Source organism: Rhizobium sp. SG570 (genome assembly GCF_012275345.1).
GTDB classification, from domain to species: domain Bacteria; phylum Pseudomonadota; class Alphaproteobacteria; order Rhizobiales; family Rhizobiaceae; genus Rhizobium; species Rhizobium lusitanum.
The window spans coordinates 1-15119 of the sequence record NZ_JAAZQI010000024.1 but is presented as its reverse complement, the minus strand read 5'-3'; the positions used below and the strand labels follow the sequence as shown (position 1 = coordinate 15119).

The following is a 15119-nucleotide window of genomic DNA, read 5'->3' as shown; positions in this document are numbered from 1 at the left end:
TTCGCGCTTATGCTGACCGCTTGCGGTCGTCTTCGTCCTTGATTTCCTCGTAGTCGGCATCGACAACGTCGTCCTTGCCGGCTGCCGAGGCATCAGCCGAAGGGGCTTCCGCCTGCTGGGCCTCATAGATCGCCTGGCCGAGTTTCATGGAAACTTCCATGAGCGTCTGGGTCTTGGCCTTGATATCTTCGGCGTCCGGCTCGGAAGCTTCGGTCGCCGCCTTCAGCGCTGCGATTGCGTCGGAGATCGCATTGCGATCGGCTTCGCTGACCTTGTCGCCATAATCCTTCAGCGACTTTTCGCTGGAGTGGATCAGGCTTTCGGCCTGGTTCTTGGCTTCGACGCCTTCGCGACGCTTCTTGTCTTCGGCAGCGTGGGCTTCGGCGTCCTTGACCATCTTCTCGATGTCGGCGTCGGAAAGACCGCCGGAAGCCTGGATGCGGATCTGCTGTTCCTTGCCGGTGCCCTTGTCCTTGGCCGAAACCTGGACGATGCCGTTGGCGTCGATGTCGAAGGTGACTTCGATCTGCGGCACGCCGCGCGGAGCGGGCGGCAGGCCGACGAGGTCGAACTGGCCGAGCAGCTTGTTGTCGGCAGCCATTTCGCGCTCGCCCTGCGAGACGCGGATGGTCACGGCCGATTGATTGTCGTCAGCGGTCGAGAAGGTCTGCGACTTCTTCGTCGGGATCGTCGTGTTGCGTTCGATCAGACGGGTGAAGACGCCACCAAGCGTTTCGATGCCGAGCGACAGCGGGGTCACGTCGAGCAGCAGAACGTCCTTGACGTCGCCCTGCAGAACGCCGGCCTGGATGGCGGCGCCGAGAGCGACGACTTCATCCGGGTTGACGCCCTTGTGCGGTTCCTTGCCGAACAGCTGCTTGACGACTTCCTGTACCTTCGGCATGCGGCTCATGCCGCCGACGAGAACGACTTCGTCGATTTCGGCAGCGGTAACGCCGGCATCCTTGAGGGCGGCCTTGCAGGGCGCGATGGTGCGCTGCACGAGGTCGTCGACCAGGCTTTCCAGCTTGGCGCGCGTCAGCTTCAGCGTCAGATGCTTCGGGCCGGTGGCGTCAGCCGTGATGAAGGGCAGGTTGATTTCGGTCTGCTGCGCGGAGGACAGTTCGATCTTCGCCTTTTCGGCAGCTTCCTTGAGGCGCTGCAGCGCGAGCTTGTCGCCCTTGAGGTCGATGCCGTTGTCCTTCTTGAACTCGGCAACGAGATATTCGACGAGACGCATGTCGAAGTCTTCACCGCCGAGGAAGGTGTCGCCGTTGGTCGACTTCACTTCGAAGACGCCGTCGCCGATTTCCAGGATGGAGATATCGAAGGTGCCGCCACCAAGGTCGTAAACGGCGATGGTCTTGCCGTCCTTCTTGTCGAGACCGTAGGCGAGTGCTGCAGCGGTCGGCTCGTTGATGATGCGCAGGACTTCAAGACCGGCAATCTTGCCGGCATCCTTGGTTGCCTGACGCTGCGCGTCGTTGAAGTATGCGGGAACGGTGATGACGGCCTTTTCGACCTTCTCGCCGAGATAGGATTCCGCGGTTTCCTTCATCTTCTGAAGGATCATTGCGGAAATCTGTGCAGGCGAATAGCCCTTGCCGTTGGCTTCGACCCAAGCGTCGCCATTGTCGCCCTTGACGATCGTGAACGGAACAAGGTGCTTGTCCTTCTCAACGGTCGGATCTTCGTAGCGGCGGCCGATCAGGCGCTTCACCGCGAAGAGGGTGTTCGTGGGGTTTGTCACAGCCTGGCGCTTGGCCGGCTGGCCGACGAGGCGTTCGCCATCATCGGAGAAGGCGACCATCGACGGGGTGGTGCGGGCGCCTTCGGCATTTTCGATCACTTTGGCGTCTTTACCGTCCATGACGGCGACGCAGGAATTTGTCGTTCCAAGGTCGATACCAATTACTTTTGCCATGTCATTCTCTCCTTGAAGCAAGCTATCGGAACCCCTGCCAGGCATTCCATTGACAGCCCCTTACGGGATGGTCTTGAGGATTGCGCAGCCATGACTGCGGTGATGCGGCGTATATAAGTAGCGGTTTTACTGACTGCAAGGCAGGAAATGACCTGGAATCCAGCAAAACGAATGGTTTGTCGCCCAAATTCCACATGCCGGGGCCGTCCGCGGGCCTGTGGATTTCATGCAATCCTATATCAGATCAGCCTTGCCGCGGCCATGCAAGCGGCAAGGCTGAAAATTACGTTTTTATTGGCCCAGAATGACGTCGAGAAGCGAGGAACGATGCGGTCGCACCGTCGCCGTGTGGGGGTTGGTATCGCCCACATCGGCAGGGGGGATGTCGCCGGTGTCGTAGGTGTTCGAGCTGTAGGGGTTGGTGTCGTCGGTCAGATTGGCCGGCGGCAGATCCTGCGGGTCGTCGTTGGCAACGGTCTGGTTGACGATCTGCGGCTGGATCGGCCGCTGTTGCAGCGTCGGCTGCTGAATCGCCTGCCCGCCGCCGGACGTGCCGGAAATGATATTGCCGATCGTCGTGGGCTGGTCGGCATTCGGCGCCGATTGCGCCACGGGCAAGCCGTTGTCGATGATCTGGCCGCCACCGAAGATCGGTGCCGGCGTCAAGCCCTTGTGCGCGGCGATCATGAAATCCTTCCATGCCCTGGCCGGCAACCCGCCGCCCGTGACCTTGCGCATCGACTTGCCGTCGTCGTTGCCGAACCAGACGCCGGTGGTCAGATGGCTGGTAAATCCGACGAACAGCGCATCGCGGAAGGATTGCGTCGTTCCGGACTTGCCGGCGGCCTGCCAGCCGGGAATGCGGGCCGACTTGCCGGTTCCGTATGCGATGACGCCGGCCATCATGGCGTTCATGTTGGCGACGATATCCGGGTTCATCACGCGTGGCGGATTGGCGACATTGGCTTGGTAGAGAACCTTGCCGCCTGCGGTCGTAACCTTGGTCACGACGTAGGGTGTCGCCTTGAAGCCGCCGTTCATGAAGGCGGCGTAAGCGGAGGTCAGTTCCAGCAGCGAGACCTCCGACGTGCCGAGCGCGATGGAGGCGTTGGCTTGCAGGTCGGATTCGATGCCGAGCCTGTGGGCCACCTTGATCACTTGGTCCGCCCCGACCTCGGCGACGAGCTGCGCGGCAACCGTGTTCAGCGACTGCGCCACCGCCGTGGCAAGCGTCACGGGGCCGCTGTAGCGCTGCTCGTAATTCTCCGGTGCCCAGTTGCCGATCTTGATCGGCGCGTCGTTGCGGATCGAATTGGGCGTTAGCCCCATTTCCAATGCCGCGGTATAGACGAAGGGCTTGAAGGCCGAGCCCGGCTGGCGCTTGGCGGTGACGGCGCGATTGAACTGGCTTTGTGCATAGTCGCGACCGCCGACCAGCGCGCGGATGGCGCCCGTCGCATCGACGGACACGAGCGAGGCCTGGGATGCGTTGAGCTTCTTGCCATCCTTGGCGAGCACGTCGTTCAGCGCCTTTTCGGCCTTCTCCTCGAGCGACATGTCAAGGGTGGTGTCGACGATCAGGTCATCCTTGATGTCGCTGCCGATCAGCTTCGGAAGCTGATCCATGACCATGTCAGCGACGTAGTTTTCCGCGCCGCTCCAGTAGCTCTTCGAGCGTGTCGGCGGCTGCGACATCGCGGTCTTGATGTCGGCCTCGCTGATGAAGCCCTGATCCTGCATGGCCTGCAGCACCAGCTGGGCTCGAGCCTCCGCGGCGGCGGGATCACGGGCGGGCGACAGCCGCGACGGCGCCTTGACAAGGCCGGCCAACATGGCGGCCTCGCCGAGGTTCACGTCACGGGCCGATTTGTTGAAGTAACGCCGCGAGGCCGCCTCGACGCCATAGGCGTTCGAGCCGAAATAGACGCGGTTCAGATACATCGTCAGGATCTGGTCCTTGGTGTATTTATGCTCCAGCCATAGCGCAAGCAGCACTTCCTGCACCTTGCGTTCCAGCGTGCGATCCGGCGACAGGAACAGGTTCTTGGCGAGCTGCTGCGTCAGCGTCGAGCCGCCCTGGACGGCGTGTCCCGTCAGGACGTTGGTCACGAAGGCGCGGCCTAGACCGATCGGATCGAAGCCGAAATGGGAATAGAAGCGCCGATCCTCGATGGCGACGATGGCTTCGGGTATGTAGGGCGACATGTCGCTGAGCGCCAAGGCTTCGCCGCCGGTCGTGCCGCGGTTGGCAATCAGGCTACCGTCGAGGCCGGCGATCTTTACGTTCGGCGGCCGCTCGGGAATGGCCCAGGTGCTGGCGCTCGGCATGCGCGACCCGTAGTAGGCGACAAGGCCAGCAAGCCCGATGCCGGCCCAGAGGCAAAGCACCAGTCCCCAATAGATCGTTGTGCGGATGAACCCGAAAAAACCACGGCGCGGTGGACGTCGGGCGGGCTTGCGCCGGCTGCGCGAGCGGCGGGGTTTTTCGACCACCGGCTCATCCTCGTCCTCGTCGTACTCCGGCTCTTCATATCGAGACGAGCGTCTGCCGCCAACGATGCGTTCGCCAGCGCTGAATCCGTCATCGATGCGTTCCCGGCCGCTGGAAAAGGATGGATCTATCCTCTGGCGTGATTTTTTCTTATCTGCCATTGCGGGCCGGTCGTACCTCGATGCTTCAGTGTTCCGATGTCTGCTGCCAACTGATCACAACGGCAGCACATGCCCTTCAGGACGCGCGATCGCCCGTCTGCCGGCTATCATCTTGGAAGAATGATCCCGATGCTCCGGACAGGAGCGCTGCCGGCCGTTCGTTCACGAACCCCTCGCGAAGACATTAAATCCCGCCTGAACTGTAAATGCGGCGATTTAAGGAGGGATTAAGAACATTTCCGGCCCTCGCGATAGCGGCTTTCGCCCATCCAGAATGGGGGCGCGCAGGGAACTTTTCGCCGTCCCGGGCATTATCGTCCCATAAAAACGAGAGGGCGAGCCTATGAGTTCATTGATCAAGATAGAGAAAGCTGGCGAGAGCAGGCTGCGGGAGGTGTGGAGTGTCGAGGATTTTGCCCGGCGCCACCGGATTTGCAAGGACGAGGAAGTCCGGCTGAAAAAGCTGTTTGGCGACTTCGCGACAAAGCAGGAATTGCTCTCGAATGCGCAGAGGCCGCCGCTGTTTCGTTGAACAGTCTTGGCGGGCCGGGCGCGATGTTCATCGTGGGCTGCCGCGAGCGAACGGTTTGCGGCGGAGGAGGCTGCGCCAATGTGGAAGCGTTTTGAATTGTGGTTGGTCGACCAGATCGATCGGATATTCGGACTGGAGCGGCTCGCCCGCCGGGCCGGCTTCTCGCCCGACGAGGCAAAGCGTATCGCCCGCGAGAAATAGGTTGCACGCCAGCTCGCAACGGCATCCAGCGGATGTCCGCACTTCCCAAAAAGCTATTGCAGAAATTCGTCTCGCGGGTCTCAGCGGCCGGCCGATTGAAACTGGTCGAATGCTTCGAAACTTCGAATGGTCTTCGCAATGTTGCGTATTTTCGAATGATCTGATCAGAGTTATAGTATTGTCATGTGACCGTCTTGGAGGGCGGTTCCAAGCAGTTGGTAGCGCGTGAGGAGGAGTATTCATGCGACACATCAAATGGAGCAATCCGATCGAGATCGGTTTCGTTCAAGGTAGTTCCCAGACTGTGACAGGCCCATCCGAGGCATTGAATTGCATGGCCAATCTTTGGCCGGACCGCCGCGGTCCGCTGTATGTGGCGGCCAGAAGCGTTTGCCGGGCAGCGATCGATGGCCGCAAATCCGTCGAAGAAGCTCGTGAGATGTTCATCTCGGCAATGCGGGAAGCGCATCTGAAAACCCATTGAAGCGCCTCCGCGCTGCCGGATCGTCGATCGCTCGAAACTGCGCCCTGGCGGTAGTGCGGCAATAGGCACGTTACCTGAAAGCGGATCAATTCCGCGGGATTTCCTATTGTGCTGTCGCCACCGGGCCATAAAGACGGGGCAGCTTCTCAAGCTGGTATGCATGGCATCAAAAAGGCCGGCGACTTTTAGGGTCGCCGGCCTTTTGTTGTCTAGGTCTCGCAAAACGTCGTCAGCGGTTTGAACCTCTTACCGACATGCGGCAATTCGGTTCCGACGCCGGGCAGGGATCCGTATGGTCAGGGCTATAAGGACCCGGGGCACCGGCATTCGGCCGCGGATTATTCTGCGGCTGCGGCTGCGGCTGCGGCTGGGGCTGCGGTTGAGCTTGAGGCTGTCGCTGCTGCGGTTCGGGGCGCGGCTGGTTGTCGGGGCGGTTATTATCGCGCCGGCGATCCGGCCGGCTGCCAAAATCCTGGTTGTTGTCCGGCTGCTGGCGGCCCCAGTCCCGATTGCCGTCGCGATTACGGTCGGGGCGGCGATCCCAGTTCTGATCCTGTCCGTCATTCCAGTCCGATCCGCTGTTCCAGTCGCGATTGCGATCGGGACGGCGGTCCCAATTGCGATCCTGTCCGTCATTCCAGTTTGATCCACCGTCCCATCCCGGACTGCGATCCGGGCGACGATCGACCCAACCGGGACCGCGCCGCCAGCGATCGCGATCACGGTAGAAGTCGCGGCCGCGATAATAACGACCCCAATAGTCATCGAAGTTGAAGACCACGGTCGGAATACCGAGTGGGCGATAATATTGCGGATCGACATAGATACGACGCGACTGGTAGGTCGCCTGAATATAGCGGCCGGCGACCCATCCGCGACCACCGTAGAACGAGACGTCGCACCAGGGCGTCTCGTTGAGGCAGCCATTTATCCGCAGCGGCACGCCGACAGGGATCATGGTCACTGCCGGATAAGCGGTGCTCGGGCCTGACCGCATGTTGACATTTGCGGTGGCAAAGCCTTCCGCTGCCTCCGCGATGGCCGGCAACGCAACGAGTGCGGCCAGCATGCTCGCGGCAAGAACCTTGAACCTCATGAATACTCTCCCTTTGCACACCGTCGCCGCGAATCGCCGTGCGGTGCTTGTTCGGCATCTGATACGCCTACCCCGGCGCCCATTCGGTATGACTTCCCAATTTCGGCAAGATAAAGGCCTGCGCATGCACGGAATCTGATAGATTTCGCGGCGCGCCTTCAATCTCAGCATGTGTTTTAAAAGTGTTTGCATGAATGGAGCTTGAACGACTGTGGATAAAGCGTTCGAGGCCTGCGCGGCTTACTGTTCGGCGCGTTACTGTCGCCGGAGTGCGTATCTCTCATGACATGGCTGGAAGAATGATTGCCGCGACCTTGAAATCGCCGTGTTGCATTCCGACATAGGCTACAGTCATGCAGCCGATGGATGACTGGCGCGCTCCAAGCGAGCAGTTTTTATCCTTCTTCGATCGCGGAAGTGAAGTTGACGTATCGTTAACCTTTCACGATCAATCTGGCTGCAGTTCCGCTTTCCCTTTGACCACGGATGTACTGGCACTGTTGTGAGGGCGGATGACGAAAGGCCGGTTTGCTCCGGCCTTTTTGTTTTTCATGGTGATGGCGTGCTTTGCGAAAGCGGGGCGCGCCATTTTCAATTTCGGCTGTGTTTCCGCCAACGAAAAACCGCCGCAAGTGACTGCGGCGGTTTTGAAGATTTAAGCGAAACGCCCGTTATACGGGGCGATGTCCTCAGTTGGCCTTCTTGGCCGAGACCTTGACGATCTTGGCCGGCGCTTCAGCCACGGTCGTCTTGCCGGCCGGTACATAGCCCGCGCCGATGTTGACGTTCAGCAGGATGTAGTCGTTGGCGCTCGTCTGAACGGCCTGCGCCAGGCTCTGCTGGGCTGCCGTCACGTTGCGCTGCGCGTCGAGAACGTCGAGCAGCGAAGACGCACCGTCCTTGTAGCTCGCGGTCGAGAGCTGCAGGGCTTCCTGATAGGATTTCACCTGCGCGTGCAGAGCAGCGACCGTCTGGGCATCGCGGGTGACCGCCGAGAGGTTGTTTTCGACATCCTCGATGGCACTCCTCACCGTCTGCTGCCAGACGATGTACTGTTCGCGGCTCGCTGATTCTGCACTCTTGACGCCGGCACGCAGTGCGCCACCGTCGAAGATCGGTAGGTTCAGAGACGGGCCGAACGACCAGCTGGTCAGGCCGCCGCTTCTGGCCGAAGTATGAATATAGGACGGCGAGATCGCGCCGCTGAGCGTGATCGACGGCAGCAGTTTGGCTTCCGCCACGCCGATCTCCGCTGTGGCCGCAGCGAGTTGACGCTCTGCGCGACGGATGTCTGGTCGATTGCGGATCAGATCGGCAGGAACGCCGGTGCGGACGCTGCCACGGAAGACCGGTTGTTTGCCGCCGCCCTGCATCTGCGCAATGATCGTCGAAGAAGGCACGTTCAGCAGCGTGGCGATATGGTGCACGGCCTGGCGATAGCTGATCTCGAAACCGGGAATGGTCGAAAGCGTCGAATTGACAAGGCCCTCAGCTTGAACGACGTCGAGGCGGGATGCCGCACCGGCTTCGAGCTGGAACTTCGTCAATGAGAGCGTATCGCGGCGGGACTTTAGGTTTTCCTGAGCGATCGCCACAAGTGCCTGATAGTAACGGGCGTTGACGTAGCTGGTGGCGAGATCCTGAAGATAAGTAAGCCGTGCGATGTCGACGCTGGAGTAAGCGGCATCGAGCGATGCGTTGGCGCCTTCCCTTGCGCGGCGATATTGGCCCCAGAGGTCGAGCAGCCACGAAACCGAAGCAGTGCCGCCTGTGCTGTTTTGCGTTTCGGTCTGGGTGCGCAGCGAGCCCTTCTGGCCGCTGGTTGTGTGGTCGCCGCTAACCGTCAGGCTCGGCAAGCCGCCGGCACCTGCGGTGACGACCGCAGCTTCAGCCTGATTGATGGCTTCCAGCGACTGCTGGATGTTAAGGTTTTGGGCAAGACCCTGGGCGGCGAAGGCATTCAGTCTGGAGTCGCCGAAAGCGGTCCACCATTGTGAACCGGCGATATCGCCATTGACCTTCGTACCGCCCTCCGAGAATTTGGCCGGGAGAGGCATTTCCGGTGGCTTATGATCTGGGCCGCTGACGCAACCTGCCAGAATAAGCAGCAGGGCGGGGGCGGCAGTACGAATGGAAACCATCACATTGTCCCACAATTCAATTTACATGATCAGTGTTTTACGGGGTCGACATGACCCTAAGTGTTTCGGCGCTCCAGCCTTACGCAGTACAAACAATGACCCGAAGCGGTCGGCGTCAATCTAGCAATGAGTTTTGCAATAGCACAGTGGCTTTTACGATTTCTCGTCGGGGAACATATGTGGGATCGGGCGAAATAGCAGGGTTTCGGTAAAAAAAATCTAAAGTGTTGCAAAAAACATACCCTTCCGCCCACCACTCAAGGGTGCGGGATGTTAACGAATCGTTAGCCGATGCAACCATTGGAAGGTTATTCGGCCGGCTGGTCTCGTTAAAAGGCCGCTCGGATCGTCTCTACGGGAAATAGCGAGCGAGACTTGCGCGAACCCGGTCGCGCGGTGTTGCACTGCGGTCGTCGGCCAGGAAAGGCGTGCCTGTGATTGCTTCATAGGCACGGATATACACCTTGGACGTCTGCTCGATGAGCTCCAGCGGGATCTCCGGGATCTCATCCTTGTAAGGATCGCAGCGTTCCGTCACCCAGGACCGGACGAAATCCTTGTCGAAGCTTTCCGGGCGGACGCCCTTTTCGAATCTGTCCTGATAGCTGTCGGCCAGCCAATAGCGGCTGCTGTCTGGCGTATGGATTTCATCGGCAAGGATGATCGTGCCGTTTTCGTCAGTGCCGAATTCATATTTGGTATCGACGAGGATGAGCCCCCGCTTGCGGGCGATTTCCTGACCGCGCGCAAACAGGGCCAGGGCATAGTCCGACAATGTCCGCCATTGTGCCTCGGTCAGAAGTCCTTGCTCGATGATCTGGGTCGGCGTCAATGGTTCGTCGTGGCCGCCGTCGAATTCCTTGCTCGTCGGCGTGATGATCGGCTCCGGCAGGATCTGGTTGTCACGCATGCCGTCCGGAAGCGTGATGCCGTACATCTCGCGCTGACCCTTCTTATAAAGCGTCAGGATCGAGGTGCCGGTGGTGCCGGCGAGATAACCGCGCACGACGACCTCGACCGGCAGAATGTTCAGCCGCTTGCCGACGACGACATTCGGGTCGGGATAGTCGATGACATGGTTCGGGCAGATATCGCGCGTCTGCTCGAACCAGTAGCGCGCCGTTTGGGTGAGTACCTGGCCCTTGTAAGGGATACAGGTGAGGATGCGGTCGAAGGCGCTCAAGCGATCGGTGCTGATGATGATGCGGCTGCCGTCGGGCAGGTCGTAATTCTCGCGTACCTTGCCGCGATAGTAATTGGGCAGTTCCGGGAAATAGGCTTCGGAGAGAATTCGCAACACGTCCACCAGCAGGCTCCTGCATCCGCCCGACGGATGCTTCTTGAGCGGACCCTTAGCGCATTGCGGCGGGAATCGGAACGATTTTCATATGCAATGTTGCATTCTTCGAGCCCGCCGGCATGGCTGCCCTGCTGGAAAAGGCGGTCAGCCGGGACTATGCCAGCCGCCATTTTCGGTCTGTTCGAGGAGCGGTGTCGAAAAAACACCGACGATCCGCTCGCTCCATTGCCTGCCGTCCGCATCGACACGCTCCCGCCAGCGCTCGGATTGCAGCATGGCCGCGCCGATCACCACGGGTTCGATGCCGCATGCGGTCAGGAGGGCCAGGCCGGAAACGATCGAAGCTCCGCTCGATATGACGTCATCGACCAGCGCCACGCGCTTTCCTTCGAGCAGCGGCAACATGCGTGGGTCGATATAAAGACGCTTCTCCTGGTTTGGCGTGGTGATGGATGAAAGCGCAACCGATAGTTCTTCCCTGTACCAGAATTTGCGCGAGGTCCCGAGCGGCACGTAACGACTATGGCCGAGCGCCCGTGCAACCCCGCTCGCCAGCGTCAGCCCCAGCGTCGGCAATCCGGCGACGACATCGATATCGTGGACCGCAATCCTGGCCGCAAGCGCCTCGGCCAGCGCTTCCTGCACGACGAAACTCGCCTGATTGACGATCAGCGATGCCAGCGCGTGCGTGCCATCAGCCAGGACACGGATCGGCAGGCGCAACTGGCGCCCGTCCGGGAGCTCCGCCACATAGAAATCGTGGCGTTCGCCCGCCGTCGAGAAAGTTTTGGGCGGGTGGAGCTCCTGCCAGAAATCATGAGGCTGCATCGCGTTTCGCCTTCGATCCATTCTGTCCGTTCGTTTTCAGGTCCGCGCGCCGGCGCAGCCGAAGGATTTCGGCCTCCGTCAGGGGCCGGACCGCACCTTTCGGCAAATCGCCGAGCGCAATATCGCCGAAAGCGACGCGCACCAACCGCAGGCATTCGATGCCGAGCGCCTCCAGCATCCGGCGGATCTGTCGGTTGCGGCCCTCCTTGAGCTCGACTTCGATCCAGCTATTGCGATCCCCGCTGCGCAACAGGCGGGCCATGCTGGCAGTCAGAAGCTCACCGTCGTCGATGATTCCGCGCTCCATGCGCTCGAACTGCTCGTGGTCCATGATGCGGTCGACCTGGACGTGATAGACCTTGCCGACATGGCTGACCGGATCGAGCAGCGCCTGCGCCAAGACCGTATCGTTGGTAAAGAGGAGTAGCCCCTCGCTCGCCTTGTCCAGCCGCCCGACCGGAGCGAGATGCCGTGCATCGATGTCCCTCAGGCAGTCATAGACGGTCGGTCGGCCCTCGGGATCGTCACGGGTTGTCACCAGCCCGCGCGGCTTGTTCAGCATGAAGTAGAGTTTCTCTTCAGCAGATATTGCGATGTCGTCGACCGCAAATTGCGACCGCTCCAGATCGACCCATGTGCTCGGATCGGTGACTGTTCTGCCGTTCACGGTCACGCGGCCGGCTGAAATTAGGGTTTCCGCCTGGGTGCGGGAACAATAGCCGAGCTTGGAAAGCGCCCGCGGCAAGGTCACGCGCTTGCCGTCGGGTTCCTGTCTGCCTCTCGCCGTCTTGCCGGATCTTTGCGGTGAATGCCGCTGGCTCACCCGTTTGCCTCACGATCTCTACTGCGATGACCGGGCATTGCTGCCCGCGAAGGACAATCCTTTCGCACGAGGATGATCGGGACGCAAATCGCATTGCTGGAAAGCAGGCAAGGTCGGAAAGCGGCAGGGCTCGCATTTCATGGATACGAGCCCTGCCTCGGACCGGAGCGGGCGGTTGGGTCGGGTAGGCGGCATAGAGGGTGCCGCCGTTCGCTCCGGAGGGATTGCCCTTGCCCGGAAACTGCACGGCTTCCTTTGCTGGGATTTTTCAAAACAGCGGAAATTTGTTACAGTTTGTAACGCCGACTGTTTCCCTGTTGCCAAAACCGCCTTTCGCCCCGCATGGAGGGGCCATGGTTTCCGCATCGCTTCTTCTGGTCGAGGACGACCGCGAGATTAGGGCGCTCCTCGAGGAGTTCCTGAGCCGCGAGGGTTTTGCCGTGCAGGCTGCCGATAGCGCCGCCGCCATGGACCGCATTCTCTCCAAGGGCTTTCCCGATCTCATCATTCTCGATCTGATGCTGCCGGGCGAGGATGGCCTGTCGGCATGCCGCCGCATCCGCGCCCGCAGCCAGGTGCCGATCCTCATGCTGACGGCGAAAACAGAAGATATCGACCGCATCCTCGGCCTCGAGATGGGCGCCGACGATTATCTCGGCAAACCCTTCAATCCGCGCGAACTCCTGGCGCGCATTCGCGCTATCCTTCGCCGCTCGGGGCCCGAGCGTCCCGAGGAGGGCGCTGCTCCTGCCCGGCGCAAGAGTTTCGCCGGCCTCACCGTCGACCTCGATGGCCGGGTGATCGAGATGGAGGGCGAACGCATCGTGCATCTGACAACGGCTGAATTCGATCTGCTCGTCTGCTTTCTCGAGCGGCCGCGGCGCATATTATCGCGTGACCAGTTGCTCGACTGGACGCGCGGCCGCGGCGCCGATCCTTTCGACCGCACCATCGACGTGACGGTCTCGCGTCTTCGCACCAAGCTCGGGCATTGCCTGCCCGATGGCGCCCATATCATCACCACCGTGCGCAATGCCGGCTATCTCCTCACGACAGAAGTGAAGGATGTCTGAGCCATGCTGAAACTCGGCCTCGTCGCCCGCATCATTATGATCGTTGCCGTGGCGCTGTTCGTCATCCAGCTCGCGGCATTTGCCGCGGCCCAGTTGAAGCCGAATACGTCGCTCGATCCCGAAATCTCGCCGGCAATGCAGGTCAAGTCGGCGATCCGTCTTCTTGATGCCATCCCGCCCGAGACGCAGCCGCTGGCCGTCCGTGCGCTGAATGCCAATGGTCTGGCACTTAGCCTGATCGATGCTCCCTTGCCCGGGCAAAAGGATGATGCGTCCAATCTCACCCTGACCGACAAGCTGGCGCGTGAGTTCGCAGCGATCGCTCTGGGCAATCGCTATTTCAACATGCGCTCGCTTCCCGAAAGACCACAGGGCTGGTTCTCCGTCGGCGCGCCGGACCGCATCGTCGAAGTGTCGATCGGCGTCGCCGGCGGCAAGGTCGCCGTCTTCAGGCTTCCCGATACGCCGACGGTGCGGTTGCGCGGGGTTCCGGTCGGCCTCATGGCCGGCGTCCTTGGCATGCTGGTCGCTGTCATCGCGATCGCCGCCGTAGCGCGGGAGACCCGACCTCTCACGCGCCTGTCCCGCACTGTCAACTCCATCGGCAATGGTCTGCAACCGGTCGATATTCCGGAGAGAGGCGCCTGCGAACTTCGCATGCTGATCCGGGCCATCAACGCGATGCAGCTGCGCATCGCTGCCCTGGTCAACAACCGCACCCTGATCATCGGGGCGATCTCGCATGATCTCAGAACCTATCTCACCCGCTTTCGTCTGCGCATGGAGATGATGCCGGATACGCCGCATCGCGACCGGGCGATCGCCGATGTGGAGGCCATGCAGCGCCTCGTCGAGGATGCCCTTGGCTTTGCCCGCAGCACCGTCGTGCCGGACGGGAAGATTATCGTCGACCTCGACGTTGCCGTTTGCTCCCATGTGGCCGAGCGCCAGGATGCTTCGGACCTCGTTGCCTTCTCCCCGTTCGGGCAGCCCCTGGCCGTGACGATGCCTCAGACGGCATTGGTGCGGGTATTGGATAATCTGATCGACAATGCACTGCGCTACGGCGGCTGTGCCGAGGTCGGTGTCGAGCATCGTGGGGATCAAGGCGCCATCATCGTCGGCGATCGCGGACCCGGCATTCCGACGGAGCGGCGCAAGGAAGTGCTCGAGCCTTTCGTGCGGTTGGAAGAGTCCCGCAACCGCGATCTCGGCGGCAGCGGTCTCGGCCTGGCCATCGTCCGGCAAATTCTCGATGCGCATGGCGGCGCACTCTGCCTGGAGGATCGCGAGGGTGGTGGGCTCAATGCTGTCGTCTTGCTGCCGCTTGCCGCCACGGAAAGAAAGGCCGCCTGAGAAACGCTGGCGCCAGACAGCCTCGCGCTGCCGCACGATCCGTGCCGTACGCCTCGCCTGCGGCTCAGTGGCAGGTCAGAAACGTCTGGAGCTCTTCCCGGCTGACGACAACGCCGGCAGCGGCTTTTGAAGGATCCGGATGCGTATAGGTGAATCGCAGCAGGTCAGGCAGATCCAATGCCTGGCGCATGCTCATGATGCCCAGCGCACGACGTCCGCTGGCGCTGTCGACGCTGACTTCGATAATGCTTTCCGGTCTTGTTGTGTGCATTGTTTCCTCCCTCCTATGCTGTTTTTCTTACATATAGCAGAAATCTCATATAAAATATCGGTTTTTCTGAGGCTTGCATCTCAAAATTGCGTGTCGGCAATAGAGCGAGCGGAATGGGGTTGCTCAGCCGTCTGTGACCGTGGCCTCGATCCCTTGTGAGGCAAATCCGGAGGAGAAGCGGCCTTGGGACATCGACTTTCCGTTGCGCCGACCGAAATTTTGATCATTTGGACAATATTTTTTGGAGCGCTTGTGGGCAAACGCTGCCTCTCCCCACATCCATCCACAAAATCTATTTACAAATCAATCACTTACAAAAATGTCAGAATTTTTACAGTTGGTGTGTTGACTTGGTTCGTTGGGTGGGATTATAAGCCCACTCACTGAACGAGGGCGGCGGCGCTGCTGGCGACGACGACTTTCGCTCTAGTGTTTCCT

The 15119-nt window shown here is 60.6% G+C and carries 14 protein-coding genes; 6 read left to right on the top strand and 8 right to left on the bottom strand.

What is annotated here, in order from left to right; genetic code table 11:
• Positions 1-7 precede the first annotated feature (7 nt).
• Positions 8-1924, bottom strand: coding sequence for a molecular chaperone DnaK (dnaK, locus tag FHT28_RS31320; protein ID WP_037199239.1), 1917 nt, complete (start codon positions 1922-1924; stop codon positions 8-10).
• Between the two features lie 291 nt (positions 1925-2215).
• On the bottom strand, positions 2216-4576 hold the full coding sequence (locus FHT28_RS31315) for a transglycosylase domain-containing protein (protein WP_168598355.1): 2361 nt from the start codon (positions 4574-4576) through the stop codon (positions 2216-2218).
• 343 nt (positions 4577-4919) lie between these two features.
• Between FHT28_RS31315 and FHT28_RS31310 the strand changes: the two genes are divergently transcribed.
• The 3 genes from FHT28_RS31310 (at position 4920) to FHT28_RS31305 (ending at position 5793) form a co-directional block, all read left to right on the top strand.
• Positions 4920-5108: a hypothetical protein gene (locus FHT28_RS31310; protein WP_037199234.1), complete on the top strand. Its 189-nt coding sequence runs from the start codon at positions 4920-4922 to the stop codon at positions 5106-5108.
• Positions 5109-5186: 78 nt separating this feature from the next.
• Positions 5187-5309 carry a hypothetical protein gene (locus FHT28_RS36750; protein WP_280518115.1) on the top strand — a complete coding sequence of 41 codons (123 nt, stop codon included), beginning with the start codon at positions 5187-5189 and terminating at the stop codon, positions 5307-5309.
• A gap of 241 nt (positions 5310-5550) precedes the next feature.
• On the top strand, positions 5551-5793 hold the full coding sequence (locus FHT28_RS31305) for a DUF982 domain-containing protein (protein WP_037199233.1): 243 nt from the start codon (positions 5551-5553) through the stop codon (positions 5791-5793).
• Positions 5794-6022: 229 nt separating this feature from the next.
• On the opposite strand, the gene FHT28_RS31300 is transcribed toward FHT28_RS31305, so the two are convergent.
• Positions 6023-6889, bottom strand: a complete 867-nt coding sequence (locus FHT28_RS31300) for an SH3 domain-containing protein (protein WP_092576472.1) — start codon at positions 6887-6889, stop codon at positions 6023-6025.
• 512 nt (positions 6890-7401) lie between these two features.
• Here FHT28_RS31300 and FHT28_RS31295 point away from each other — a divergent pair.
• Complete coding sequence (locus tag FHT28_RS31295; RefSeq protein WP_156143674.1) at positions 7402-7548, top strand: hypothetical protein; 147 nt, start codon at positions 7402-7404, stop codon at positions 7546-7548.
• A gap of 30 nt (positions 7549-7578) precedes the next feature.
• Here FHT28_RS31295 and FHT28_RS31290 read toward each other — a convergent pair whose 3' ends face one another.
• The 4 genes from FHT28_RS31290 to FHT28_RS31275 all read right to left on the bottom strand — a co-directional run bounded on the left by FHT28_RS31290 (position 7579) and on the right by FHT28_RS31275 (position 11909).
• Positions 7579-9030 carry an efflux transporter outer membrane subunit gene (locus FHT28_RS31290; protein ID WP_092576470.1) on the bottom strand — a complete coding sequence of 484 codons (1452 nt, stop codon included), beginning with the start codon at positions 9028-9030 and terminating at the stop codon, positions 7579-7581.
• 352 nt (positions 9031-9382) lie between these two features.
• On the bottom strand, positions 9383-10327 hold the full coding sequence (locus tag FHT28_RS31285) for a phosphoribosylaminoimidazolesuccinocarboxamide synthase (RefSeq protein WP_168598387.1): 945 nt from the start codon (positions 10325-10327) through the stop codon (positions 9383-9385).
• 147 nt (positions 10328-10474) lie between these two features.
• Positions 10475-11158, bottom strand: coding sequence for a phosphoribosyltransferase (locus tag FHT28_RS31280; RefSeq protein WP_168598354.1), 684 nt, complete (start codon positions 11156-11158; stop codon positions 10475-10477).
• Positions 11145-11909 (bottom strand): pseudouridine synthase, encoded by a 765-nt coding sequence (locus FHT28_RS31275; RefSeq protein WP_245297607.1) that lies wholly within the window; start codon positions 11907-11909, stop codon positions 11145-11147. Before FHT28_RS31275 ends, FHT28_RS31280 begins: the two co-directional genes overlap by 14 nt.
• A 425-nt stretch (positions 11910-12334) precedes the next feature.
• Between FHT28_RS31275 and FHT28_RS31270 the strand changes: the two genes are divergently transcribed.
• Both FHT28_RS31270 and FHT28_RS31265 read left to right on the top strand, forming a co-directional pair.
• The gene (locus FHT28_RS31270; RefSeq protein ID WP_037199224.1) at positions 12335-13054 is read left to right on the top strand and encodes a response regulator; all 720 of its coding nucleotides are present in this window, start codon (positions 12335-12337) and stop codon (positions 13052-13054) included.
• 3 nt (positions 13055-13057) lie between these two features.
• Positions 13058-14410 carry an ATP-binding protein gene (locus FHT28_RS31265; protein ID WP_092576465.1) on the top strand — a complete coding sequence of 451 codons (1353 nt, stop codon included), beginning with the start codon at positions 13058-13060 and terminating at the stop codon, positions 14408-14410.
• Between the two features lie 64 nt (positions 14411-14474).
• Here the strand turns inward: FHT28_RS31265 and FHT28_RS31260 are convergent, their stop codons facing one another.
• Complete coding sequence (locus FHT28_RS31260; RefSeq protein WP_034512760.1) at positions 14475-14681, bottom strand: hypothetical protein; 207 nt, start codon at positions 14679-14681, stop codon at positions 14475-14477.
• Positions 14682-15119: the final 438 nt, after the last annotated feature.

Coding starts and splice junctions, on each gene's coding strand:
- FHT28_RS31265 (WP_092576465.1), top strand. CDS start 13,058: ATGCTGAAACTCGGCCTCGTCGCCCGCATCATTATGATCGTTGCCGTG.
- FHT28_RS31315 (WP_168598355.1), bottom strand. CDS start 4,576: ATGGCAGATAAGAAAAAATCACGCCAGAGGATAGATCCATCCTTTTCC.
- FHT28_RS31270 (WP_037199224.1), top strand. CDS start 12,335: ATGGTTTCCGCATCGCTTCTTCTGGTCGAGGACGACCGCGAGATTAGG.
- FHT28_RS36750 (WP_280518115.1), top strand. CDS start 5,187: ATGTGGAAGCGTTTTGAATTGTGGTTGGTCGACCAGATCGATCGGATA.
- dnaK (WP_037199239.1), bottom strand. CDS start 1,924: ATGGCAAAAGTAATTGGTATCGACCTTGGAACGACAAATTCCTGCGTC.
- FHT28_RS31280 (WP_168598354.1), bottom strand. CDS start 11,158: ATGCAGCCTCATGATTTCTGGCAGGAGCTCCACCCGCCCAAAACTTTC.
- FHT28_RS31290 (WP_092576470.1), bottom strand. CDS start 9,030: ATGGTTTCCATTCGTACTGCCGCCCCCGCCCTGCTGCTTATTCTGGCA.
- FHT28_RS31260 (WP_034512760.1), bottom strand. CDS start 14,681: ATGCACACAACAAGACCGGAAAGCATTATCGAAGTCAGCGTCGACAGC.
- FHT28_RS31305 (WP_037199233.1), top strand. CDS start 5,551: ATGCGACACATCAAATGGAGCAATCCGATCGAGATCGGTTTCGTTCAA.
- FHT28_RS31310 (WP_037199234.1), top strand. CDS start 4,920: ATGAGTTCATTGATCAAGATAGAGAAAGCTGGCGAGAGCAGGCTGCGG.
- FHT28_RS31300 (WP_092576472.1), bottom strand. CDS start 6,889: ATGAGGTTCAAGGTTCTTGCCGCGAGCATGCTGGCCGCACTCGTTGCG.
- FHT28_RS31295 (WP_156143674.1), top strand. CDS start 7,402: ATGACGAAAGGCCGGTTTGCTCCGGCCTTTTTGTTTTTCATGGTGATG.